Raw genomic sequence first — 22,689 nt, 5'->3', positions numbered from 1 at the left:
CAAGATGGTTCGGGATCACAGGCAATGCCCTCCCATCCGCAGCGCGACCGCCAGCGTTTCCGGCCGCCAGAACCCCAACCGGTAATAGCCCGCCACGGTATGCAGCACCCGGTTGACCGTGGCCGGGGTGTAATGCTCATCGAGATACAGCCACGCAAGCGACTGACCGCCGTCAAACGGCAGCGTCATTGACCAGTTCGGCACCTCCGCGCCCGCGCTGCACAAATAGAGCGCCGTCGCCTCATCGCCTGCCGGACTTATTCGGCACACCACCGGCACGCGCCCGCAGAACTCGCAGCCCTCTTCTGCCACCACATGCCAGCCTTCCGGCAGCGCCAGTTGCCCCAGCACAGCGCAGTTGAGCATCACCCGGTACTCCCTGCCCCGATCGCGGTACTGCTCCAGTTCGTCGGCGCTCATCGCCGTCAGTGTTTCCAGATTGAATGCATTTTTCATCGCTGTTTTCTGCCGCCCGATGGGCGGCAGCTCCCTGTCGGTTAGGCGGCGGCGCTGTTGTCAGCGTCCTGTAAGGTGGTGGTGTCCTCGGCCAGCGGCAGCAGGCACTCCGGCACCCAGCCGCCGGCGGTCAGTTCGTCCTCGGCCAGCTGCGCGGCGTCGCCCTTCTTCATCTTGAGCACCGAGGCCGCCTGCGCCACCTTCCCGGCATCAAGTAGTGCATCGCTCATCAGCTCCTTGCTGATGCGCCCGAAGTAATTGGCCTTGGTCGGTTGCCACCAGTCGCGCAGCGTGAAATCCAGCGCGTGTTCGAGCGGCGTCAGGGCATCGCCGACTTTGCCATCCTTCGAAGGCCACAGCTGCACGGCATCGAGCGACAGGCCGACGCAGTATGCCAGTAGCGCCACGACCTCGGCCTGTTCCCACGTCAGCAACCATGAAAAATCGGTATTCCACTCCGGCGGCAATTTCGCCTCCCACTGCGCGTGCAGCTCGCCCAACTGGCGATCGGCGCGGCTCCCTTCTGCCGTCGGGGCTTTGGTCAGCAGCTCCCCACGTTTTGGGGTCAGGCTGGTTTGAAGCAGCGATCCGGCGTAACGCGAACCGAACACCTTCACGGCCAGCGAGTGGGTGTGCAGCGCCAGCGCGACGGTCGGGTTCTCGACCAGCGCGCCCATCACCGCCAGTGTGCGCTCCGCCGACAGGCTGGTGATCAGCGCCGCCGACAGCCCTTTCTCCTTGGTTTTCGGTGCCGCCGCCTCAGTGGTCGCTGCGCCCTCGCCGTTGTCATCAGCGCCATTCCCGGGGGTTGCTTCGCTCGCCCGCAGCACGATCCCGCGCTGGTAAACCACCTCCCCGTCACGCAGGGACGCCACTACCCCGCCGCTGCTGCGCATCGCCTGCGGCCATGCACGGACGATTGCCTGCGCGGTCAACCGCGCAATATCGGCTTCGACAGCATCGCTCTCGACGTTCAGTGCGTGGGTATCGGTATCGCCATCCGCCGCCTCGAATGCCGCTTCCAGCTCGCGGAACCGCGCTTTCAGCCGGGCTATCTCGGTCTGTTCGTCAGCGGTAAATTCCGGCTGCGGTTCGGCCAGCTCGCGATACAGCTCCGCATCCTCACCCCACGTTTTAATGGCCGAAATGCGCCCTTCCGCCCAGCTCCAGCCCTCGTCCTCGGCCACCTGCTGTGCCAGCGCGTGCAATTTTTCACGGGCAAGTCGTTCCAGCATCGCCGGTTCGGTCAAAAAGCCCTCGTCGGTAAACAGGTCGAATTTTAAGGTGCCGCCCGCCGCTTCGTAGACCTCGCGCCCGACGAACGTCAGCTGGTTGTTGTCTCTGGCCGAGACTTCGCCTTTTAGCACCGCCTCGCGCAAGTGCTGCGGCGCAGCCGCCCAGCCGTGCGCGTTTTCCCACACGTCACACTGACGTTGATGATCTTCGGTGGCCGACAGCGCCTGCAGCTGGTCGAGGGTGATCTGGTCGTCGGCCAGCGCATCGAGCAGCACCGGCGCCATCGTTGCCAGACGCAGGCAGCGTTGAACGTGGCGCGTGCTGAACCCCAGCAGATCGCCGATCTGCGCCGGAGTTTGCCCGTCTGCCGACAGGTCGCGGAACGCCGTAACCTGATCGGCCGGGTGCATCTGTTCGCGCTGGCTGTTCTCCATCATCGACACCACGCGCGCCATCACCCGGCTGACGACCAGCACTTCAACCGGGTAATCGTCGGTCACGATGCCGTCCGGGGTGGTCTTGTCGGCGTCTTTATCAAGTGACATCAACCAGCGCAGCGCCAGCGTTCGACGCTCACCGGCGGCAACGCCGTACCGGCCATCCTCCATTTCGAACACGACCAGATTCATCAGCAGACCGGCTGAACGGATGGAAGCGGCCAGCCCCTCGATCGACGTCTGCGAGGACTTTTTCTTGCGCACGTTCAGGTCAGTCAGCACCAGCTGGCCGAGCGTGGCGGTTTTGCGCACGGCCTTGGCCAGCGCCGCCTCGATTTTTTCAGAGAGCGCGTTTTTCTTGGTGGTTTTGGCCGGACGGGTTGTCTTGCCCTTGGTTGGTGCTTTATACTCAGTCATAGACATGGTGTATCTCCGTTGATAATTGCCTGTTGAGCCAGCGTCAGAAGTTGACGCTTCCGCGCTGGCGGTGAGAAAGCGGCAGCGATGCCGCTTTTTTATTGCCCTGAATTCATGCGCCAGTGGGTCATCGTCATCTGATCGCTGGCAGCCACCGGCCAGCCCCCGACGATCCACACCGAAATGGTGTCGAAATCCCCAAAGTCAGCGAACACCTCTTCCGCCCCTGCCGGTACAACCGGGGGTTCAATGGTGCCGGTCGAACGACCGCACACCGCCTTCACATAGCAAAACAGGTCATACACCTGCGGGGTGGTCAGAGCACTGTTGGTCTGTGCGGATGCTGCTGTAGGCTTCGATGTCGCGCCTTTGACGTTTTGTTGAGCCATGTGGAATCCTCCGTGGGGTGATAACTGATGCCGCTGTGAGTATTCGCCGTCGCAATAAACTGATTCAGCACGGCGAAGAGCGGCACCAAGGGGCGGAGACAAAAAGTTTTTTTGACCGAAGGGAGGAAAAAGTTTTTGGCGGAGTTCATACACCCCTTGGTGTTCAAGCGAGACGCTGTGCTGTTATCAGTTGCGGCGGGAAGACTTAGTACGGCTAAAGCACCCTGGAAGGTTGAACACGGATCAACCCGACACGACGGCGCGACAGCGGTCGGCGGGGCGTCTACAGCGTCCTGCAGCCTGGCTGCAGGACAGTGAGGGCGGCGCCGGCGCAGCCGGCTGCAAGCGGGGTTGCGTGAGGATGGAAGCCCGCAGGGGGGAGACGGCCGGCCGGCTCCCTGCGTAGCACGACAGCCGTCCCCATCGGGGCACGCCCATAGTAACAGGTCATTCCTCAAACTGAGGTTCTACAATGTATTGACAGAGCACCAAAGCGGCACTAAATTAACACCCAACAGGAGCCAACAAGGAACCAATTAAGCACCATGATTATACTAATTGGAAGTCAAAAAGGCGGTTGCGGTAAATCAACGACAGCAGTCAATATTGCAGCAGAATTGTCACGACAAGGGCATGATGTGATGCTGGTCGACTCTGACCGTCAAGGAACCGCATCTAACTGGATTGCTGACCGTAATGCGATCGAAGGTATAGCACCTATCCACTGCATTCAGAAATTCGATAACATTCGCGATACGCTACTCGATCTCGATAAGCGCTATGAATACGTAGTTGTTGACACTGCTGGTCGTGACAGTCGAGAGCTGAGAACGGGCATGACGTCAGCCGATGTGCTGCTGGTCCCTTTCCGCCCTTCACAACCCGATTTAGATACGCTGCCACGGTTGACAGAAATTATGACGGAAGCTAAGGATCTCAATCCCAAGCTGAAGGCTATCGCCATGCTGACGCTCGCGCCGTCCAATCCAGTCATCAACGAGATCCAGGAAGCCAAAGAGTACCTCAAAGACTTCCCTGAGTTGGGGTTGATGAGCACGGTGGTGCGTGACCGCAAGGTTTATCGGGATTGTATGTCCGAAGGGCGTGGCGTGGTCGAAATGGATAATTCGAAAGCCAAAGCCGAAATTCAATGTCTGGTGAAGGAGTTGATGACATGGTAAAGCGCAGGGAACCCGTCGTCACTCCAGCGGCAGTGGAAAAACGCATCGAAGAATTTGCAGCGGCAGCTGATCATGTCGTTAGGCCGCTAAAGCAAACCGACAGTGAAGCACCGCGTGATTACAAGGCCATCCGTGTGCCGTTCAATCAATATGAGTATGAGTTGCTGGAGAAGCTATGCAAAAAAACCAACCGCTCTAAACTCAATATGATCCGGCATGCATTGAAGTTTTATGATGAGCACGGGGATTAAGGCATCAAAGAAAGACCAAAAAGGAGCCATAAAGGCTCCTTTTTAGCACCATAATTACACCACTTAAACATCATATGACACCGCATCTGATTCGGAAGAGTTTGGGGCCTTTCTCCTGGCCCGTATTTTCCTTCCCCCTCAGAAACAAGCAATGGCGTCCACTGCCAGATTGTCCACCTGCCGTTCAGGACTTCAACGCCCGCCAGTAACATACGCCAGGAAGGGCTTGTGTCAGTGTGACTAAAGGCGTCAAACCGGTATATTAATGGTATCGTTTTGGCATCAATATGATCTAATAAAGGAACCGATATGACACCTGATCTAATCGGTAAACACGTTGCCATTAAAGACTATCCGGTACACCTGATCGAAGGGGTGTACAGCTGCAGGTATAACGACATTATTTATTGCCGATTCAAAATTCCGCTGCGGCAGGGTGAATTTTCCTATATGGAGCAGGAGATTTCTGACACCAGTGAGCATTACATCGTCGTAGCCGATAGGGATAAGTTGCTGTCGGCCTGGCGTAACACGCCGAATTCCATTGTGCCTGAGCTCAGCCGCGGTGATGAGGCCGCCTGGCGCCGTGACCACAAATTTCACGAAGCAGAAAGATGCTTTAGCATTGGCGCGGGAAACCCGGTGCCGCTGGCCACTCCGACATGTAGATATATTCTAGAGCGTGGCTTGCCAGTTCCTGCGCTTGATTTTGTCGATGGGATCACTCGGACAATTTGGCTGCTGGCGAATGGCGCCGATCGCTTGCCTGTTCATGCCTATAATCACCATGACGCCCTGTTGCTGCAACGTGGGATCGGCCATAGGGCAGCAGCGCCAGTGTCAGCAAAAACGTTATTTTTCCAGTACGCCGGCGCAGTCTTGCCACGTCATCTACGCTTTAAAGCCGACCCCAACCACATCAAATTGGAGCCACAATAACACCAAAAAAGCACCATAAAATCACTAATTTAGTACCAATTTAAAACTATATAGTAATACGCACTGCATTATGAATGCCGACAGACAGGTAGTGTAAAAGAAGCACTTATAAAACACCAAAAAGGTACTAATAAGACACCTTTTTTGCACCATTTGCGACCAGCTGCAGCATCTCCGCCGCCACGCCGACATCCATCGAGAACGGCACGCCTCCCCGGCCTGATGCCGTGTCGAGACTAAACACCTTCAGGTAGACCTGCGTCGATTTAAAATCCTTATGACCCATCACGGCCTGCAGCGTCTGCGGCGCCACCCCATGAAACAACAGATGCATCGCAAAGCTGTGCCGGAACGTGTGGGGGGTGACGCGCGCCAGGCTGAACCGCACGCCCTGACGATCAGCCTCACGGAGCACCTTCTTCAACCAGTTGCGCGCGGTGTCATCGGTCACCGGCCAGATCGGCTTGGTCTTGTGCTCGGTAAAGGTGTGGATGTGATCGCGCAGCCGCGCAGCAAAGGGCCCGTCCTCGAGCGCCACCGTGCGTTTGACCGGGGAGGCCGTTCGGGCGGTAGGTCCCGGTGCATTGAGTTTCAGCGCCGGCGGCCGGCCAACCCTGGGGTTGAGCCGCTGCTTGAGGGTACGCAGCGTGACGAACGCCGGCGCCGCATCAAATTCCACGTCCGCCGGTCTTACCGCCAGTGCCTCATTGATTCGCGCGCCGGTGTTCCACAAAAACTCGAACAGCGTGCGCTTTTCCAGATCGTGGCAACAGGACAGCAACACGGCGATTTCCGGCGGCAGCAGGTAGTAGGGCAGATCGCCATGCAGCGCGGCGCGGTTGCGCAGGGTGAGGGCGCGCACGTAGCGGTCATCGCCGGCCAGCAGATCGCCGCCGATCGCGCTACGTAAAATCTGAGAGTTTTGCAGGAGGGCAGGGCGCATTTTTTCGTGATCCGCAATCAGTGACTTTCAGTGTCTATTTTGCCGCAACCGCGCCAGGTGATCGCTCACAATAATTATTCTGGCGCCGGCCACGGTTCGGTTAAACAATCCTGTATAGAAGTTTAACCGAATCGCCAACGAACGCCAAAGTTGACGCCGGCGCTTGCCGGTGCCGAGCGCGGGGCAAAGCAACACAACATGTGGCCATGACGACCAGTTCAGGCACAGGATGTAGCGTTATCCACAGAAACGGTGGATAAGTCGGCAACGTTCGGTAAAAGAGGCGTTTTGCCGAATCGCGGCAGGTAGGCTAAGAAACGGATATATAATGTGACGCATCACATTATTTGTGTTAGATTTAATTATCGTGACTCGTCACTAAATATTCATTGTTTTCAGCAAAGGAGCCTCTCGTGAACGATACCAGCATAAAGCGGCAGCGAGGCCGCCCCCGCACCGGAAATGCCTTGTCAGCTGCGGAACGGGCACGGCGTTACCGCGAAAACAAGAAGATCAGGGAGGCAGAGCATCCCCAGCCCTCCAGGACGGAGCTGCTTGCTGAATTGGAGGCGGCACACAATCGTATACACCAACTAGAAGCACAATTATCGTTATTCGTCACAAAAATCACGACTCAACCAAAACCTGGTCAATTCAGGATCGTAAAGGAAATGCCCGCTGGCTGACGGTTCAGAAAGGTCTGTCGCGGGCTGAAGCGGAGAAGATACTGGATAAACTAATATATTCGGAAAGTTCAGGGAATTATACATACCGCATGATCGAGGAATAAGCGTGACAAATCACGATAATTTAGATCTAGTCATTTGGTAAACTTGGCGTTTTACCGAAACACAATGCCAACGCTATACTTCCTCCATTCAGTTCGGAGCATATCGGAAGTGGCCGGCAACAGTTGTCACCTCATCACGACCACTACCGCAGTAATTTTTGCCAAGGGAGGCCAGAACAATGAGCGTCACAATATTCAGAAAAATGAGAGGACGCATTGTTCCCCTCACCGTTGATGAAGAACACGCTTCAGAATACGAGTCTCATGACTATAAGAAAACATCAAAACATAAAATAACCACGAATAAATTTGACTCTTTCACTTCGTTCACTGTGCCCAATGCCACTTGCAATAACTGTGGCAAAGATGTTTTCTATTATGAGAATTCATACGGTTCACGGGTACTCTTTGATGCCTTAGGTCCCCCCTGGCCAATTCATCCGTGTTATAATTCAGTACCGGTATTGAAAAAACAACCGAAACCGGCAAGCGCGCCGGGGTGGGAACCCGTTTTAATTGAAAAAGGCGTCATCACATCCAGTGGCGCATTACGGGTACAAGGGGAAACCCGTGGCGCGACAATAAGATTTACGTTCGAAGCAACTGATTTTTTAAAGATGCACGTTGACATAAAGGATGTAAAAAATCTCATTGTGTTTGCCGCCAAGGAGAAAAACAAGGTACAGACGCACAACGGCAAAAGGACGTTTACCTGTCGCTACGAGCTTGTATCAGAAAAGGAAGATAATGATAATGTCCACCGGGATACTTGCGTCACGCCCGATGTAATGTCGATGACGCCCGCAGATAAAAATACATCCGCCGCCACACAATCCCCCATTTCCTCCGTATCAACACCGCATATTGTGGGCACATTAACAATAAGAAACATTGAATTGGTTGTTGATGAAAAGGAAAATATGACGGCTATCGTTAACGGTAACCTTAATAAACGTTTTCGCGTAAGCTATCTTCTTCTCGAGTATGAGAAAATCAATGAACTGTTGGCAGAGTTAGAGAACGACAAGAAAGAAACCCGCATCAAAACCTGTTTTGTCAAAGACTCTGAAGATGAAATATCCCTTGTATTTCCTAATAAATTCGGTGGCGCAGAAAAAGCATTCAATGTCAGTTTCGTAAAAAAGAAACTCGCGGACAGTTTGCCCCGAGTACAGTCGACACACAACGAAAAACCGGCGCCCCGTCCAATGGTACTTCATAGAAAGAAACAAGAACGTTCATTAGAGGAACAGATAGGCAGCTTGGCCACAAAAATATCCTCATCCATGGCTGATGCATTTCTCAATGCTAAAAAGAGATAGTCGCTGGGTCGGCGCCGGTCAGGAACGGTGAGGATATCAGCCGCTTCACCGAGAGTAGGGCTAAATGAGGGATCATGCTACGATACCACGATGAAAACGACACCCACTGCGCACGACGCGCTGTTCAAACAGTTTTTGACGCACCCGGAAACCGCCCGCGACTTTCTGGACGTACACCTGCCGCCGGCGTTGCGCCAGGCGTGCGACCTGAGCACCCTGCGTCTGGAATCCGGCTCATTCGTCGAGGACGACCTGCGTGCGTACTACTCAGACGTGCTTTATTCGCTGAAGGCCGGGCAGGGCGACGGCTATATTTACGCCCTCATAGAGCACCAATCGACGCCGGACAAAAACATGGCGTTTCGGTTGATGCGGTATGCCATTGCCGCCATGCAACGCCATCTGGCCGCCGGCAATGAACAGCTGCCGCTGGTGATCCCCGTCCTGTTCTATCATGGTCAGGTAACACCCTACCCGTATCCGATGAGCTGGCTGCAGGGCTTCAGTGATCCGGCGCTGGCCGGCCAGCTGTACGGGGGCGATTTTCCACTGGTTGACGTCACGGTCATTCCGGACGATCAAATCATGCAGCATCGCCGCGTCGCCATTCTGGAGCTGCTGCAAAAGCACGTCCGCCAGCGCGACCTGGCCGATTTGCTGGAACAGCTGGTCACGTTGCTGCTGGCCGGTTACACTACTCAGGAGCAGCTGACATCACTGATGCATTACATGCTGCAGGTTGGTGAAACCCGCAACCCGGGCGAATTACTATCAACCCTGGCATCACGGGTGCCGGAACACGAGGACACGCTGATGACAATTGCAGAGAAACTGCGCCTTGAGGGCGAAAAACGCGGGCTGGAAAAGGGCCGCTTAGAAGGTTGGCAAGAAGGGCGCCAGGAAGGCGAGCGCGAGGCGGCGCTGAAAATCGCCCGCGCCATGCTGGCCAGCGGGCTCGATCGCGAGTCGGTAATGAAAATGACCGGGCTGACGGCCGACGACCTGGCGCACATTCGCCACTGATAGAACGCCACCAAGCTTTCCACTGCCGGCTCGTCAACCAAGACGAGTCGGCAAAAAAATTGTCGCTATTTCCGACCTGACAAAATATAACTTAATAAAGTTAGCGCCCCAGCAATCACACTGACAATACTGAAAACTAAAGCGGGAATGGATGTCCTGTTTTCGGTTTGCATACCCTGCGCCATGAACATCAATAAAAAAACAGCAGCCATCACAAATAGCAGCGCGGCAAATACAACCAAACGCATTTTGTCCAAAATATCACCTCCCTGTTACTCCCTGTCTTCAGGGTTGATTTTCCTTAAAAATATTATTCATTTCAACAACCAGCATCCTGACGCGTTGCCGTAACGTTTCTGCAGGCAGTGCGTCGATATCCGGCAACATCGCGGCCAGAGACAGGGCCTGGATGGCCAACTCAATCGCCCTAGGCGGATCAGCATGCTCATAGCGGATGTAGGTACGCATCGAAATCCCAAACTCCTTTGACGCCCGTTCCTGTGTCCATCCCAGCCCCGTTCGCCATAGTTTCAGCTCAAATCCCGTCATCACACCCCCTGAAATATGTCATTTTGTCATATTACAGCAATATAATTTGGCAAACAATAACGCCAGTAGCAGGTGACGATCACGCCTGGAAACACAACATTTAGTACCTCAATCAGCTGCCGTAGACACAATATCTTGTGTCACCCGGAGCTACATGGCAGATAACGATCAGCCCCTCTGAACGTGCTAAGTCGCAATAGTTGAGAGACAGAAAAAAAATCCATTTCAAAATAAGGGGCTTGTGCCCACCTCGCCGTTAACCTCGCCATCACGCCTTGCCTTTCCTCGTCGGCTTTATATCATACTGGTTATACATACAGTATAATTATAATAACACGTTTCGTTTCCGACCAGAGGAGAACATAAAATGAGCAACGCATCACGCACTCGCACATCGCAGGACACGGCCGGCACGCAGGAAAGTCGCGCCAAAGCCCTGCAAAGCGCCATCACCACCATCGAGAAGGCGTTCGGCAAGGGCGCCATCATGCGCCTGGGGGACAACCATGGCATGGCTGTCGAGCGTATCCCGACCGGCTCGCTCGGCCTCGACATCGCACTCGGCGGCGGCCTGCCGGTCGGCCGCATCACCGAAATCTACGGCCCCGAGTCGTCCGGCAAGACCACCGTCGCCCTGTCGGTCATTGCCTGCGCCCAGCGCGCCGGGCTGCAGTGCGCCTTTATCGATGCCGAGCACGCCCTTGACCCGCGTTACGCGCAGCAGCTGGGCGTCGATATCGGTGAACTCCTCATCTCCCAGCCCGACACCGGCGAGCAGGCGCTGGAAATCTGTGACGCCCTGGTGCGCTCCGGCGCCGTCGGCGTGGTCGTAGTCGATTCCGTCGCCGCCCTGGTGCCGAAAAACGAGCTGGAAGGCGAGATCGGCGACGCCCAGATGGGGCTGCAGGCCCGCATGATGAGCCAGGCGATGCGCAAGCTGAAGGGCAGCATCAACACCACCCGCACGGTGGTGATCTTCATCAACCAGCTGCGCATGAAGATCGGCGTGATGTTCGGCAACCCCGAAACCACCGCCGGCGGCAACGCCCTCAAGTTCTACGCCTCGGTGCGTCTCGACGTGCGCGGCGCCGGCAACGTCAAGGAAGGGGAGACCATCATCGGGCGGGATACCAAGGTGAAGGTGGTCAAGAACAAGGTCTCGCCGCCGTTCCGCCAGGCACAGTTCCGGCTGCTGTTCGGCGCCGGCATTTTCCGCGAGGGCGAAGTGCTGGATCTGGCCGTCGACGCCAAATATATCCTCAAGACCGGCGCCTGGTATGAGTATCAGGGGGAGAAAATCGGCCAGGGGCGCGAGAAGGCCGCCGGCTGGCTGAGCGACCGCCCCGACGTGGTGGCCACATTGACCGCGCAGTTGCGCACGCACTACCTGCAGGCGGCGCTGCCGGCCGCAGCGGCAACCGAGGACACGCCCCCGGATGACGATGCCTGGCAGAGCGCGCCGGAGGCCGTGTGATGCCGGTACGCCTCTATGACGCCGGCGTGCCCTGCGGGTTTCCGTCGCCGGCGCAGGACTATCTCGAGCAGCGCCTATCGCTGGACGACATCTGCATCCGTCACCCGGAGAGCACCTACCTGGTACGCGCCGAGGGGCTGTCGATGCAGGACGCCGGTATCCTCGACGGCGACCTGCTGGTCGTGGAGTGTTTCTACCGGGCCCAGCACGGCGACATCGTCATCGCCACCGTCGACGGCGAGTTCACCTGCAAGCGCCTGCAGCTGCTGCCCCGGCCGATGCTGTTGCCGGCCAATCCGGCCTTTGCGCCCATTCCGCTCGGTGACGACATCGAGACCGTGATCTTCGGCGTGGTGCGCCACGCCATTCACACGCTGTAACCCGACCCCGGTTATCGCCATCTGCCCATTCCGCAAAGCCCGGAGCCCCCCGCCATGTTTGCCCTGGTTGACGTCAACAGCTTCTACGCCTCCTGCGAAACCGTCTTTCGCCCCGACCTGCGCGGCCGTCCTGTGGTGGTGCTGTCAAACAACGACGGATGTGTCGTCGCGCGCAGCCGCGAGGCGAAAGCCTGCGGCATCAAGATGGGGGAGCCCTGGTTTAAAATTGCCCGGGACGCCGAGCGGCAGGGCGTGGTGGCGTTTTCGTCGAATTATGCCTACTACGCCGACATGTCGCATCGGGTGATGGCCATCCTTGGCCAGCTGACACCGCGACTGGAAGTGTATTCAATCGATGAGGCTTTCTGCGATCTGACCGGTATCCCGCCCGCGCAGCTGGAATCACTCGGTCGGCGGCTGCGGGAAGAAGTGCGGCGCCGAACCCACCTGACGGTCGGCGTCGGGATAGCGCCAACCAAGACGCTGGCCAAACTGGCCAACTACGCCGCCAAGACCTGGCACAAGACCGGCGCCGTGGTCGACCTGAGTGCGCCGGCGCGCCAGCGACGCCTGATGGCGCACGTGCCGGTAGAGGAAGTGTGGGGCGTTGGCCGGCGTATTGCCCGCCGGCTGGCAACGATGGGGATCAGCACTGCGCTGCAGCTGGCCGACATGCCGGCAGCCGCGGCGCGTCGACAGTTCTCGGTGGTGCTCGAGCGCACGGTGCGCGAGCTGAACGGCATCGCCTGCCTGGGCCTGGAGGAATTCGCGGCGCCGAAGGAGCAAATCGTCTGCTCCCGCTCGTTCGGCGACAAGCCCACCGAGCTGGACAGCGTCAGTCAGGCGGTCTGCGCCCATGCCGAGCGCGCGGCACAAAAGCTGCGCGGCGAAAGGCAGTTCTGCCGGCACATCTCGGTGTTCGTGGCCACCAGTCCGTTCGCCGCCGGCGAGACCTATTACAGCAACCAGGCCACCACCCGACTGGCGACGCCCACCCAGGACAGTCGTGACATCATTCAGGCCGCACGGCGGGCGCTCGAGCGGATCTTCATCGCCGGCCACCGCTATCAACGCTGCGGCGTGATGCTGGGCGATTTTACCAGCGAACGCGTGGCGCAATTCGGCCTGTTTGACGACGCACCGCCGCGCAAAAACAGCGATCGGCTGATGCAGCTGCTCGACCGCCTCAATCAGGACGGCCGGGCGCAGGTGTGGTTTGCCGGGCAGGGTATTCCCGATCGCGCCGACGGCTGGAAGATGAAACGGCAGCGGCTGTCGCCGGCCTGGACCACGCGGCTGAACGAAATACCCATCGTGCGCTTGGGATAATATACTTAATCATGCCAAAGCAATTTTTTCACAAATTCATTTCAATGAGTTACAATAGCTAGTGATGAGTTCGACTTTTGAGAAGTTATGAAATGTTAAGCAAAATAAAAAGTGTATTTACGACTTCACCAATTCCCTTTATCGTAATCTCGATGCTATTGGGGCTGCTTTTAATTTTGTTTATTCATTGGATGATTCTCGATATCACCATCGATTTTAAATAATTAATAGTAAATCAACCAGCACTATTAGAGTCTATTTAACAAGTAGCAGTCATGAACTAAAGTTAACACCGAGCTCCCCTCCCAAGTGTCAATTGAGTTTGACAATAAGCAATAAAAAAAGCGACATGGTTGGTGAACATGCCGCGCAGGAATTACATCTAACTAATTTTTATTATGTTTACTATAAATATGACATGTACTTATGTTAAATAAACGTCATTTTACTCATTAATGATAGCATAAATTACCGGCAAATCCAGCCCGTCAGTAACAGTCCGAATGAAGCTAGCTTTTTCACAGTTCTGTTTATGCGTGCGTATATAACATGTAGCAGGTCATCTTACTCTTTCAATCATACGCAACTCACCTAGCTTTATGGTATTCATTTCACACGGGCCGTCACAGGCCCATAATTTCACCCCACCCTCAATTAGTCTACTTTGATACCATGGCTTGATAAGCAGCAATAAGCTGTTTACAAACTTTGCCATTCAACTCGTCGAGCTTGGAGGATAGGCAAAAGGTAAGCCTTGTGTATTGCCATATTGAGTTATATTTTTTACAATTAAAAACTGTCTTGCTAAGACAGCTATCTCATTACCAATGAGATCCCCATATACAGACTAAGACAATTTTGGCAAAAAATCATGAAATATCGCAATGTAGTACCCGTCATTCTTCTTATCGCTACTGGCGCGCTTTTTAGCAAATGCGCCATTTCAGATGATTCCATCTTTACAATTATGGATGACCCAACATCTGCAAAAAAACCCTTCGAAGGCAATATCAATGCAGGTTATCTTGCGCAATCTGGTAATTCGAAAAGTACCAACCTGACGATGAGCAGTAATATGACCTGGTACGATTCTTCAACTGCCTGGTCCATTTGGGGTAATGCCAGTAACGCCTCTTCCAATGACGTTCGCTCCTCAGAAAAGTACTCTGCTGGCGGACGAAGCCGCTACAACTTAACCGATCGCGACTATATTTTCGGCCAAGCCGGCTGGTTAAGCGACAGATATAACGGCTACCGAGCACGCGATACATTCACCACTGGCTATGGACGTCAATTACTGAATGGGCCTGTTCACAGCTTACGCGTCGAGGCAGGTCCCGGTATACGTCATGATGTGTATACAGGTGGAGGTAGCAAGACTAACGCACTGGGTTATGCATCTGCAACTTACAACTGGCAACTCACCGAAAATGCCAAGTTCATTCAAGGCCTGTCTGCTCTTGGGAGCAAAGATACTACCGTTAACTCTGAAACTGCCCTGGAAGTTGCTATTAGCGAAAGATTTGCATTGAAAGCAGGATACATGATGACCTGGAACTCCTCTCCCCCATCATCAGCGCCAAATCATACCGATAGACGCACACAAATAACTTTAAGCTATAAGATGTAACAGAAAAAGCCGGAATATAGCCGGCTTTTTTTCGTTTTTTTAAATCATGCAGGGACGATAGAGAACGCCTTACTCAATGCAAAACACAACCTAAACATTAATTGAATACCTCTACCGCCCCTAAAGGATAGAGTATAGGCATTCTGTTGAAAATGCAATAGTAAGCAGCGTTAATTCCAATCGATGGATGAGCTAGTTTTTATTACCGAGAATAACACATAATCTTTATTGAAATTTAAATCACTGTTGAGCAACATATTAGCAAGATGTTCCAAAAAATCTATCAAACCACTATTTTTGCCCACTGTCTGATTTAAAAACTGCGGTGCCGGGTGCCTCCCGGAGAATTGTGTATCAGCACCACAATTCGCGCAAACCGCCCAAGCCCATAACCTAAATAGCTGATACGCCCCACCGCACAGGGGGTTTCACCACAGTGAAAAGAGTGTAACCCTAAATCGCTAAAATTTACAATGAGATATCATTGGTTTTTCCTATTATGATCAGAGATAATGTCGAGCATGGTACAGGCATCCCTGCAAGCGTAAATCAAACATTATTCACCACCTCACCATCCATAAGAATAAAGCTCACATTTCCTTCCCAATACTCAGCCAGGTAAATGTCTTCAACTGCTACCTGACATGTTGTTATCTTATGCAGTAACCACTCTGGAGTCTTTCCGATTTTTTCAAGGGCTTCCTCCTGCACCTCGCCTTCTTTCATAACAATACACGATGGCACCTTATCCTCATCACAAGCCAGAGTTATCTGACCACCCGGTTCGATCTGAGCATACTTGATGGCCAGCAACGAGTGTATACCCTGTGCATGTATGTGTGATAACACCCCTAATATATCTATTTTGTTTCTTTTGTTACGTATATTTTCCATCAAAAATCGATGATCCTTAATGATTGTAATCGGCTCACCAATCGTAATTGATCTAAAAAACTGTATTCGCTTGCTTACAGAGTTAAGCATTGATATCAAGATGACCCCCATAATGAGTACGGCAATGTACTGATACAATGGGATCGCATCACTGTAGATAACACCGCCAATGATCCCGCCAATAACGAAGTTTCCGATAAAATCTATGGGAGTCATTTGCGAAAGTTGAGTTTTTCCCGAAAGATTAAAGTGCGTCATCACGATAAGAAATCCGATAAGAAATTTCACCAAGACTAACATGTAATATTCCATTACGACTTCCTCCTATAGTGTCTATTTTCGTGAACAGATTCTTCATCAATGAAAACGTCTTAGCAAAAAGCTAAGGCTCATGGCCAAAAAGACGATTGATGCAGCGACAAAGCCTATAGCGCCAATTCCCCACCCTTGAATAACCAGGTTACCCAATAAGGCACCGCTACCTATACCAAAATTATAAAGCCCGGAAAAAAAACCCATTGCAACATCTGTCGCATCGGGCGCGAGATTCAAGACTTTTGCCTGCATCGAGAGCCCAAACGCCATTATGGCCATACCCCATAACGCACATAACAGAGTCAGGCTAACCTGGCTATTCGATGAAGGGAAAAGAAAAACGAGACTTATCAGTAACAACGTCATCGCAGCATTCAAAAATGCTATGGGGTAGCGTTCGCCATATCGACCAAACAGTAAACTGCCTGCAATTCCTGATACACCGAAGATTAGTAATATTAACGTCGTGACATTCTCGGACATGCCCGCCAAATTTTGTATAAACGGCTCAATATAGCTGTACGTCGAGAAGTGGGCCGTAACAACAATGACAGTGATAATATAAATAAATACCAGAGGCCATCGCCTAAGCAGCTCAGGCACCATAGTGAGTGACCCCGCATTCTCGCTCTTTAGTTCCGGCATAAACTTCAGCACCATGATTAATGCAAAGGCAGCGCTCGCCGCGATCCCGGCAAAAGTCATTCGCCAACCAAACCATTGGCCAATGATGCGCCCCAATGGGAGGCCAAGCACCATGGCTAAAGCGGTTCCCCCTGCCAGTAAGCTTAATGCCTGTGCCCTTTTACCTGGCGGCGCTACCCTTATCGCCAATGACGCCGTTATCGACCAAAAAATGGCATGGGAAAGTGCAACGCCCGCACGTGAAAGCACCAGAAGGCTAAAGTTCCATGCGATTGCAGTGAGAACATGGCTCGCGATGAACAGGATAAAAATACCTGTGAGTAACCTACGACGTTCAACCTGGCCTATCGCAAATATGCACGTCAGCGAAGCAATCGTGACAATCCATGCATAGAGCGTGATGATCAGGCCGACCCGTTCACTCGGAATGGAAAAACTATTGGCAATATCGCTCAGTAAACCGATAGGTGCAAATTCAGTGGTGTTGAATATAAAGGCTGATAGCGTGAGGATCCCCACTCGCATCCATGCTGTTGTACGCGATACTTCAGGCGCATCCATCATAACCTCCAATACGGGTTGTACATCTAGACAACCGCCAACCGACAACAAGCCAACCAAATATCAGTTCGGCTGGCCACGGTGAAAGACTTAAATCTTTTGTACAAACACAAACATCCGCCTTACGCGATTGCGCAATGAGTACAGTGGCTCACGCGTTTACATCAACAGGGAGGTTATCCTGAAAACCTCCCGCCACTGACCATGTACAAGGTCAGTCGGCGTCATCGCTCTTCTTAGAAATTTTCTCAAGTACTTGCATCAGTAGCGCCGTGAAGACAAAGCACAGGTGTAAGCCCATATACATCAAAATTTTGCCATCGGGGATGCTCTTTGATTCCATGAACACACCGAGTAAATGTATGGTTGATATGGAGACCACCGAGACAAACACCTTGTTCTTGAGTGACTCAACGTCCATCCTGCCTATCCATGACAGCTCGCTGCTTGCGCCCTCCACGTTCAAACGAGAAACGAAGTTCTCATAGCCAGAGAAAACAACCATAACAAGCAGCCCCCCTATCAGAACAAAATCAACCAGTGATAGAAGATGGAGAATAAGCTGCTCATTGTTGATATATGGCGCCTCTTTAAAGAGCACCATAAACTCCAGGAAAAACTTGTATGCCAGAATGAACAGGCCGGCAGCCAACCCCAGGTAGACCGGTGCCATGATCCATCTGGCTGAAAACATTATCTTTGCGAATAACTTCTCCATAATTGTCTACTCATCATTTTAAGTCAGCAATATTGATACACCCGTAAACCGGCCTGTGTTTTGAATGCGCCAGAGCAGGGTTGGTGTCTGCCAGGAACCGCTTTTAGTTCCCTTGAGAAGCTTCACTTTCACTTGTTATGGCGCGTAATGTTCGCACTTTCAGCTGATTAACGGTTGCTTCTCCGCCTTCAACCAGTAACGTCAACCGGTCGAAATGACACGTACTGAAATACAATGCGGTCCCCGACGCGGCGCCCTTATCACCCAGAAGCTCTAATGATGTACGGTCCAAAATCAGTCGCATATCTGTGTTGCGGGTTCCCGGTGCCAGTGCGTACGAAAAACTGTTCACAAAGTACCGGTGCGAGAATCCAGCTGTCTTGCCTCGTTCAATAAACAATCCGCCAAAGTCTCCACCATCAAATCCGACGTCCAGGGATTCTCCCTGCGAGTTGGAAAATCTCAGGGTGAATACGGCACCCGCCGAAAGATTAATATCCAGTTCAATATCAAGAGCCTCTCCTGCGGGGACGGGATGGCTCAACAAGATATCACTTCCTGTCAGATGCGGTTTCTCAACCAGAACACGTTGCACAAGGGGGGACAGATCAACAAACTGCTGAGTGATACGCCAATCACCCTTGATTTGCCGAAGCCCAATCCTCCTGGGGAGCGTCATCATTCCACGCGACGAGGTAAACGGAACGAAATTGGCATATTGCCAGTTGGAGAGCCAGGCCAGCCCGATAGGAACACCGCTCGTACCCGAAAAACTCTGGAAAGCATAGTAATCCTTCCCGAAGTCCATCAGTCGAGTCGCCCTGTCGACGGGTATGAATCGCTGGCCATCAAAGTCTCCCACAAAATATTGAACCGTGCTTCCCCCCTGAGGCGCTCCTGGATTGATGGACAAGAATAAAACCCATTTTTCGCCCCCACCCTCAACAGGCACGCAAAGAAGATCCGGGCACTCATAATCCACACCCAGCAGCCCTGCATCAGCGAATTCACTCAGTTTTATCCACGCTTTTAGATCATCCGAACGATAAAAAAGCACACGATGTTTTCGTGCATCAACGACCGTCATGATCCAGCACTTCTCTGCAGAGTACCAAAAGACTTTCGGGTCACGGAACTGATCGGAATCGATATCCAAAACCGGATTACGGCTGTAACCGGTAAATGTTTTACCCTCGTCATGGCTAAACGCAATTTCCTGTGTCTGAACCGTTGCACCCGCACGTGTATAGACCAGTACCAAGCCGCCAGAAAGGTTATCAAAGAGCCCGCTTGAATTTTGCGCGTCATTGACGGCACTGCCACTGAATGCCTGCCCGGCAGCGGAGTTCGCCAGGGCTGTCGGCAACGTGCGCCAATTCAGCAGGTCATTGCTGACTGCGTGTCCCCAGTGGACGTTGCCCATGGCTGCGGCAACGGGATTATGCTGATAAAAAAGATGATACTCTCCGCGATAGAAAACCAGGCCGTTCGGATCGTTCATGAAGCCCGTTATCGGTGCATAGTGGACCTGAGGCCGGTAGTTAACAGGCGGCATTGGCTGAGTGCTTTCCTGGGAAAAACTTGCACGGGTCATGCCCATCCCCGCCCCCAGGCACACTGAAGAGAAAATAAATTTACGTCTGTTCATTAAATTAATCCCTGATATACAGTGAACATTGAACGCCACTCTATTCTGTAATCACGCGTGACGTGAACGTGACCGTTCAGGTATTGCCCACGGCCGACCTGCGACCTCTCGCGTCAAAGGAAAACCGATAATCAGGCGTACTCAATCATTAGGTATAACAACACTATCGCTACAGACAGTATAACGATAGAGAATGCTCTCCATCGACGTTCGCTTTTCGTCATCATTCCCTCGTTAGTCAGTATAAGTCGTCATGGGCATCGTAACCTGTTCACCTTCTCATGGCGTTATTCTACACAACCGCTGTCATCACCCTACCTAGCCTATAATAAAAAGGGTTGATTGGCGTTTGTTTCAATCGGAAGGTATCGAGCATTATCACCCCGCAAAATGTACCCCTCAATGAAAAGACTGCGTAGCTGCGCGGTCGATGATATACGCATCTTGATCATGGCGTTTCGCTTGTGAGTGCTAACTGTTTTATATGCAACATCATATTTTCTGGCCAGGCTCTTGATGCTGTGTCCCTCTATAATACCGGTAATGATGACGATTTCACTGAGCGTGAGGTTAGACATCGGGGGACCTAAGCAAGTGCGAGTGCTGGGTGAAGGCATCTCGCCATGTAAAATTCGCGTAAAAAAACGTACAAATGAATCAATGTCTATTCTTTTGGGGATCTGCCAACATGGCTGCCCCCCCTCAAAAGCGTTGAGTTTTCTTAAAAACATGGTTGGTTTTGAAGACCAAACCAGGCAGGTGACGGACGGGTAATGCGTGGCCATAAAATGTGTGAAGTCATTCCAGCTTTTATAATTTTCAGTCGGGCCATAGGCTTCCATTATATAGATATCGGCGGGGCCTTTTAGCACAATCAGGCGAATTATCTCGGAAAGGCTGGAGACAGCATCAGTTATGTTGACTCTGTCGGCCAGGCTCTCTCGCAAAATGTGAACCATGCTTTCTCGATGAAGCATCACCGGATCCATCACTACAACGTCTATCTTTTTTTTATATTTTTTCAAGATTGTAATGTCCAGGTAATAACAGGCGCTAATGACCATCACGCAAAGCCCATCGGATTAATTGGGCACTGCATGATGGAAAGGGTAAACACGTATTTGGATAATTCACCAACCGTGGAACGGATGGCACTACTCGTAAACGAACGTCACTCCGATGATAGACTGTACATTGCCTGCCACAACCTGCCCCGTGGTTCGTGCATAGGAAGCCGTCAGGCCCAGGCTGACAGGACTGGTACCGACCGTACCGAGAGAGACATTCTTATTGGTAGCTACAATGCCATTACGGTTAGACAGCTGTACGCCCACACCGGTTGCAGGATTGGATGATGACGTATTGGTAAATATGGTGCTTGCCGTATCAGCCGTAGTGCCGGTCAGATAATAAGCCAGCTGTTGGTTTTGTGCACAATGGACGGTTAGCGGCACAGCAGCCGTGCCAGGGTAATCGGGTAGGGTCACTGTCACATTGCGCGATGATACATCACACCCACCAGTAGGTATTACTACACTATTATTTGCGTATATGTTCCAAGTGAAGTTTTTGGGATACCCGCCATTAAAAGTTGCAATCTTGTACATTCGCATAACGGCTATAAGCTCACCAGCTTTTACGGCTTGTCCACCTGCGGTACCTAAGGCAGTGAGATAAAGTCTAAAAGGGATTCCTCTGTAATCCGTATGAGCTATAGTATAATTTTTGGTCTGCGAATTAAGAGGCATTGGATATGAACTTCCATTCCAATAGACGGTACCGCTAAAATTATCTAGCACACCTCCATATGATGAACCACCTGTTAGCTTTATATAGTCTGTATCAATATTTGGTGGTGTAGAATCATTTTTACAACGAATCTCATTTGAAAGATTTACTATTAGGTTTTGGCCTACCCCAACCGAGGGGGTGAGGTTTACATAAACGTTAGCTGTTCCTGAACTAACTGTTTGACCAGTAGAATTTACTTTGCAAGTAAAAGCATTCGCGCCGGATGAGTATGCCATTAGGCATACAGAAGCCACGAGGGCAGCAACTTCTTTTTTCTTCAACACTTTCTTTAGTTTTGAAACCAGTGTCATGACATGACTCCTCAATTTAGGCGTAGGTGTACGTGACATTAATCACGGCCTGAATGCTGCCTTGTTTCGGGTTACCTTTCACTGATAACGCACGAACCTGTAATGGCAGACTCGCTGACTGTGTGGAATCATCAACCTGAACCGCCTTGGTTTTGCCGTTGTTCAGGTTATTGCCACTGGTGTCCTGCAGCTCCAATTGAAGATTGGTTGCCCCACCTTGATTTTTGTAATATCCCGTGCTGTCCGTTGTCCCCGTGAATGTTGCCGTGACTCTCGAAGTGCCTATTGGACAATTGGTCAAATTCAGCGTTACCGGATGCCAGGCTGAGCCAGAACCGGGCTGTGTAAAATTGAAAGAAAAAAGGTCACCCAAGTCTACTATCGCCGAAGGCGTTGATACGGTGCAGGGCTTGGCCACTACGCGTCCGTTGACCGTAATGGTCACGTCAGCTGCATGCGCGGCGAATGTTGTAGTAAAAAGCAACGCCCCCGCCAGCATCATGTTCTTGATAATGATCATCTTCAGACTTCCTTACTGAAACTCTAAGGTGAAATTGGCCGTCGCTGTCACTGTTCCTGCCGTCACGGGCGCGCGCGTTGCCATTAAGCGTGCATAAAAGCCCAATGTATTGGACTGGCCCGCCGTCAATGTCGTCCACTTCAGGGAGTCCTGAGCCGCATTTAAAGGGATCGGAGTCTTGTCGCGATCCAGTATTTGCACCCCAACACCGCTTGCGGCGTTTGTTCCAGCATCAATCTTTAACAGGGTTGTGTTGTCGCTGTCAGAGGTTCCGACATACCCCACGCGAACTGCCGTCGCGGAACTGCCGCACTTGTCGAAGACAATCTTGAAAGGTATGGATGGCGTGACGGCCCCAACCCGGTTGAATTGCTTGGCCGCATTGCTCAACAAATCCACCGTAAAATCCTGAGAGTCAACAGAGACCGAGCAGGCATTGTCTTTTAGATAACCTGTGATGGTGATAGTACTGTCCGCCGCATGGGCATATCCCGCAACCAACGGCAACAAACACAGGATTGGAAGGTATTTTCTCATTGC

The 22,689-nt window shown here is 52.4% G+C and carries 24 protein-coding genes; 10 read left to right on the top strand and 14 right to left on the bottom strand.

All coding sequences use genetic code 11. From position 1 onward, the window contains the following. Window positions 1-15: 15 nt before the first annotated feature. From psiB to ACP3TA_RS00445, 3 genes are all read right to left on the bottom strand, one after another. Window positions 16-456, bottom strand: coding sequence for a conjugation system SOS inhibitor PsiB (gene psiB / locus ACP3TA_RS00455; RefSeq protein ID WP_426784252.1), 441 nt, complete (start codon window positions 454-456; stop codon window positions 16-18). A 41-nt stretch (window positions 457-497) separates the two neighbouring features. Continuing rightward, complete coding sequence (locus ACP3TA_RS00450) at window positions 498-2,552, bottom strand: ParB/RepB/Spo0J family partition protein (RefSeq protein WP_426784251.1); 2,055 nt, start codon at window positions 2,550-2,552, stop codon at window positions 498-500. A 92-nt stretch (window positions 2,553-2,644) separates the two neighbouring features. Next, window positions 2,645-2,935, bottom strand: a complete 291-nt coding sequence (locus ACP3TA_RS00445; RefSeq protein ID WP_426784250.1) for a ribulokinase — start codon at window positions 2,933-2,935, stop codon at window positions 2,645-2,647. A gap of 545 nt (window positions 2,936-3,480) precedes the next feature. Here ACP3TA_RS00445 and ACP3TA_RS00440 point away from each other — a divergent pair. From ACP3TA_RS00440 to ACP3TA_RS00430, 3 genes are all read left to right on the top strand, one after another. Then, entirely contained in the window at window positions 3,481-4,116 is a 636-nt protein-coding gene (locus ACP3TA_RS00440; protein ID WP_019454356.1) for an AAA family ATPase, read from the top strand. Continuing rightward, complete coding sequence (locus ACP3TA_RS00435) at window positions 4,110-4,367, top strand: hypothetical protein (RefSeq protein ID WP_197762473.1); 258 nt, start codon at window positions 4,110-4,112, stop codon at window positions 4,365-4,367. Before ACP3TA_RS00440 ends, ACP3TA_RS00435 begins: the two co-directional genes overlap by 7 nt. 309 nt (window positions 4,368-4,676) lie before the next feature. After that, window positions 4,677-5,306, top strand: coding sequence for a plasmid fertility inhibition factor family protein (locus ACP3TA_RS00430; RefSeq protein WP_426784249.1), 630 nt, complete (start codon window positions 4,677-4,679; stop codon window positions 5,304-5,306). Between the two features lie 127 nt (window positions 5,307-5,433). Here ACP3TA_RS00430 and ACP3TA_RS00425 read toward each other — a convergent pair whose 3' ends face one another. Beyond that, a complete protein-coding gene (locus ACP3TA_RS00425; protein WP_426784248.1) occupies window positions 5,434-6,249 on the bottom strand; it encodes a tyrosine-type recombinase/integrase in 816 nt (271 codons plus the stop codon). A gap of 413 nt (window positions 6,250-6,662) precedes the next feature. Between ACP3TA_RS00425 and ACP3TA_RS00420 the strand changes: the two genes are divergently transcribed. From ACP3TA_RS00420 to ACP3TA_RS00410, 3 genes are all read left to right on the top strand, one after another. Continuing rightward, the gene (locus ACP3TA_RS00420; RefSeq protein WP_426784247.1) at window positions 6,663-6,935 is read left to right on the top strand and encodes a hypothetical protein; all 273 of its coding nucleotides are present in this window, start codon (window positions 6,663-6,665) and stop codon (window positions 6,933-6,935) included. 283 nt (window positions 6,936-7,218) lie between these two features. Beyond that, entirely contained in the window at window positions 7,219-8,361 is a 1,143-nt protein-coding gene (locus ACP3TA_RS00415; RefSeq protein WP_426784246.1) for a hypothetical protein, read from the top strand. Window positions 8,362-8,451: 90 nt separating this feature from the next. Continuing rightward, window positions 8,452-9,384: an Rpn family recombination-promoting nuclease/putative transposase gene (locus ACP3TA_RS00410; RefSeq protein WP_197841305.1), complete on the top strand. Its 933-nt coding sequence runs from the start codon at window positions 8,452-8,454 to the stop codon at window positions 9,382-9,384. 65 nt (window positions 9,385-9,449) lie between these two features. Here ACP3TA_RS00410 and ACP3TA_RS00405 read toward each other — a convergent pair whose 3' ends face one another. Together ACP3TA_RS00405 and ACP3TA_RS00400 are read right to left on the bottom strand one after the other, a co-directional pair. After that, window positions 9,450-9,641, bottom strand: a complete 192-nt coding sequence (locus ACP3TA_RS00405; protein ID WP_197841306.1) for a hypothetical protein — start codon at window positions 9,639-9,641, stop codon at window positions 9,450-9,452. Between the two features lie 28 nt (window positions 9,642-9,669). Then, window positions 9,670-9,933: a transcriptional regulator gene (locus ACP3TA_RS00400; protein WP_197841307.1), complete on the bottom strand. Its 264-nt coding sequence runs from the start codon at window positions 9,931-9,933 to the stop codon at window positions 9,670-9,672. A 367-nt stretch (window positions 9,934-10,300) separates the two neighbouring features. Between ACP3TA_RS00400 and recA the strand changes: the two genes are divergently transcribed. The 4 genes from recA to ACP3TA_RS00380 all read left to right on the top strand — a co-directional run bounded on the left by recA (window position 10,301) and on the right by ACP3TA_RS00380 (window position 14,746). Next, the gene (recA, locus tag ACP3TA_RS00395; RefSeq protein WP_426784245.1) at window positions 10,301-11,407 is read left to right on the top strand and encodes a recombinase RecA; all 1,107 of its coding nucleotides are present in this window, start codon (window positions 10,301-10,303) and stop codon (window positions 11,405-11,407) included. Beyond that, window positions 11,407-11,787: a translesion error-prone DNA polymerase V autoproteolytic subunit gene (umuD, locus tag ACP3TA_RS00390; RefSeq protein WP_141973181.1), complete on the top strand. Its 381-nt coding sequence runs from the start codon at window positions 11,407-11,409 to the stop codon at window positions 11,785-11,787. Before recA ends, umuD begins: the two co-directional genes overlap by 1 nt. Window positions 11,788-11,841: 54 nt before the next feature. Then, window positions 11,842-13,116: a translesion error-prone DNA polymerase V subunit UmuC gene (gene umuC, locus ACP3TA_RS00385; protein ID WP_426784244.1), complete on the top strand. Its 1,275-nt coding sequence runs from the start codon at window positions 11,842-11,844 to the stop codon at window positions 13,114-13,116. 871 nt (window positions 13,117-13,987) lie between these two features. After that, window positions 13,988-14,746, top strand: a complete 759-nt coding sequence (locus ACP3TA_RS00380) for a DUF481 domain-containing protein (protein ID WP_219229250.1) — start codon at window positions 13,988-13,990, stop codon at window positions 14,744-14,746. 549 nt (window positions 14,747-15,295) lie between these two features. Here the strand turns inward: ACP3TA_RS00380 and ACP3TA_RS00375 are convergent. The 8 genes from ACP3TA_RS00375 to ACP3TA_RS00340 form a co-directional block, all read right to left on the bottom strand. Beyond that, on the bottom strand, window positions 15,296-15,952 hold the full coding sequence (locus ACP3TA_RS00375) for a DUF421 domain-containing protein (RefSeq protein ID WP_072628369.1): 657 nt from the start codon (window positions 15,950-15,952) through the stop codon (window positions 15,296-15,298). Window positions 15,953-15,997: 45 nt separating this feature from the next. After that, window positions 15,998-17,161 (bottom strand): sugar transporter, encoded by a 1,164-nt coding sequence (locus ACP3TA_RS00370; protein WP_426784243.1) that lies wholly within the window; start codon window positions 17,159-17,161, stop codon window positions 15,998-16,000. 214 nt (window positions 17,162-17,375) lie between these two features. Then, window positions 17,376-17,879, bottom strand: coding sequence for a TIGR00645 family protein (locus ACP3TA_RS00365; RefSeq protein ID WP_089186765.1), 504 nt, complete (start codon window positions 17,877-17,879; stop codon window positions 17,376-17,378). 103 nt (window positions 17,880-17,982) lie between these two features. Beyond that, entirely contained in the window at window positions 17,983-19,527 is a 1,545-nt protein-coding gene (locus ACP3TA_RS00360; RefSeq protein ID WP_426784242.1) for a GH32 C-terminal domain-containing protein, read from the bottom strand. 323 nt (window positions 19,528-19,850) lie between these two features. Next, the gene (locus tag ACP3TA_RS00355) at window positions 19,851-20,591 is read right to left on the bottom strand and encodes a helix-turn-helix transcriptional regulator (protein ID WP_426784292.1); all 741 of its coding nucleotides are present in this window, start codon (window positions 20,589-20,591) and stop codon (window positions 19,851-19,853) included. A 90-nt stretch (window positions 20,592-20,681) separates the two neighbouring features. Further along, window positions 20,682-21,629 carry a fimbrial protein gene (locus ACP3TA_RS00350; protein WP_426784241.1) on the bottom strand — a complete coding sequence of 316 codons (948 nt, stop codon included), beginning with the start codon at window positions 21,627-21,629 and terminating at the stop codon, window positions 20,682-20,684. A 16-nt stretch (window positions 21,630-21,645) separates the two neighbouring features. After that, window positions 21,646-22,149 carry a fimbrial protein gene (locus ACP3TA_RS00345; protein ID WP_426784240.1) on the bottom strand — a complete coding sequence of 168 codons (504 nt, stop codon included), beginning with the start codon at window positions 22,147-22,149 and terminating at the stop codon, window positions 21,646-21,648. Window positions 22,150-22,161: 12 nt separating this feature from the next. Next, window positions 22,162-22,686 carry a fimbrial protein gene (locus ACP3TA_RS00340; protein WP_089195167.1) on the bottom strand — a complete coding sequence of 175 codons (525 nt, stop codon included), beginning with the start codon at window positions 22,684-22,686 and terminating at the stop codon, window positions 22,162-22,164. Window positions 22,687-22,689 lie beyond the last annotated feature (3 nt).

Source organism: Serratia sp. 2C06, assembly GCF_050037615.1.
GTDB lineage: Bacteria > Pseudomonadota > Gammaproteobacteria > Enterobacterales > Enterobacteriaceae > Serratia > Serratia ureilytica.
The sequence above is the reverse complement of the archived record's forward strand: the minus strand, read 5'-3'. Positions and strand labels throughout refer to the sequence as shown.

Excerpts from the sequence above, each read along its gene's own strand:
- psiB (WP_426784252.1), bottom strand. The coding sequence starts at position 456 with ATGAAAAATGCATTCAATCTGGAAACACTGACGGCGATGAGCGCCGAC.
- ACP3TA_RS00450 (WP_426784251.1), bottom strand. The coding sequence starts at position 2,552 with ATGTCTATGACTGAGTATAAAGCACCAACCAAGGGCAAGACAACCCGT.
- ACP3TA_RS00445 (WP_426784250.1), bottom strand. The coding sequence starts at position 2,935 with ATGGCTCAACAAAACGTCAAAGGCGCGACATCGAAGCCTACAGCAGCA.
- ACP3TA_RS00440 (WP_019454356.1), top strand. The coding sequence starts at position 3,481 with ATGATTATACTAATTGGAAGTCAAAAAGGCGGTTGCGGTAAATCAACG.
- ACP3TA_RS00435 (WP_197762473.1), top strand. The coding sequence starts at position 4,110 with ATGGTAAAGCGCAGGGAACCCGTCGTCACTCCAGCGGCAGTGGAAAAA.
- ACP3TA_RS00430 (WP_426784249.1), top strand. The coding sequence starts at position 4,677 with ATGACACCTGATCTAATCGGTAAACACGTTGCCATTAAAGACTATCCG.
- ACP3TA_RS00425 (WP_426784248.1), bottom strand. The coding sequence starts at position 6,249 with ATGCGCCCTGCCCTCCTGCAAAACTCTCAGATTTTACGTAGCGCGATC.
- ACP3TA_RS00415 (WP_426784246.1), top strand. The coding sequence starts at position 7,219 with ATGAGCGTCACAATATTCAGAAAAATGAGAGGACGCATTGTTCCCCTC.
- ACP3TA_RS00410 (WP_197841305.1), top strand. The coding sequence starts at position 8,452 with ATGAAAACGACACCCACTGCGCACGACGCGCTGTTCAAACAGTTTTTG.
- ACP3TA_RS00400 (WP_197841307.1), bottom strand. The coding sequence starts at position 9,933 with ATGACGGGATTTGAGCTGAAACTATGGCGAACGGGGCTGGGATGGACA.
- recA (WP_426784245.1), top strand. The coding sequence starts at position 10,301 with ATGAGCAACGCATCACGCACTCGCACATCGCAGGACACGGCCGGCACG.
- umuD (WP_141973181.1), top strand. The coding sequence starts at position 11,407 with ATGCCGGTACGCCTCTATGACGCCGGCGTGCCCTGCGGGTTTCCGTCG.
- umuC (WP_426784244.1), top strand. The coding sequence starts at position 11,842 with ATGTTTGCCCTGGTTGACGTCAACAGCTTCTACGCCTCCTGCGAAACC.
- ACP3TA_RS00380 (WP_219229250.1), top strand. The coding sequence starts at position 13,988 with ATGAAATATCGCAATGTAGTACCCGTCATTCTTCTTATCGCTACTGGC.
- ACP3TA_RS00375 (WP_072628369.1), bottom strand. The coding sequence starts at position 15,952 with ATGGAATATTACATGTTAGTCTTGGTGAAATTTCTTATCGGATTTCTT.
- ACP3TA_RS00370 (WP_426784243.1), bottom strand. The coding sequence starts at position 17,161 with ATGGATGCGCCTGAAGTATCGCGTACAACAGCATGGATGCGAGTGGGG.
- ACP3TA_RS00365 (WP_089186765.1), bottom strand. The coding sequence starts at position 17,879 with ATGGAGAAGTTATTCGCAAAGATAATGTTTTCAGCCAGATGGATCATG.
- ACP3TA_RS00360 (WP_426784242.1), bottom strand. The coding sequence starts at position 19,527 with ATGAACAGACGTAAATTTATTTTCTCTTCAGTGTGCCTGGGGGCGGGG.
- ACP3TA_RS00355 (WP_426784292.1), bottom strand. The coding sequence starts at position 20,591 with ATGGTCATTAGCGCCTGTTATTACCTGGACATTACAATCTTGAAAAAA.
- ACP3TA_RS00350 (WP_426784241.1), bottom strand. The coding sequence starts at position 21,629 with ATGACACTGGTTTCAAAACTAAAGAAAGTGTTGAAGAAAAAAGAAGTT.
- ACP3TA_RS00345 (WP_426784240.1), bottom strand. The coding sequence starts at position 22,149 with ATGATCATTATCAAGAACATGATGCTGGCGGGGGCGTTGCTTTTTACT.
- ACP3TA_RS00340 (WP_089195167.1), bottom strand. The coding sequence starts at position 22,686 with ATGAGAAAATACCTTCCAATCCTGTGTTTGTTGCCGTTGGTTGCGGGA.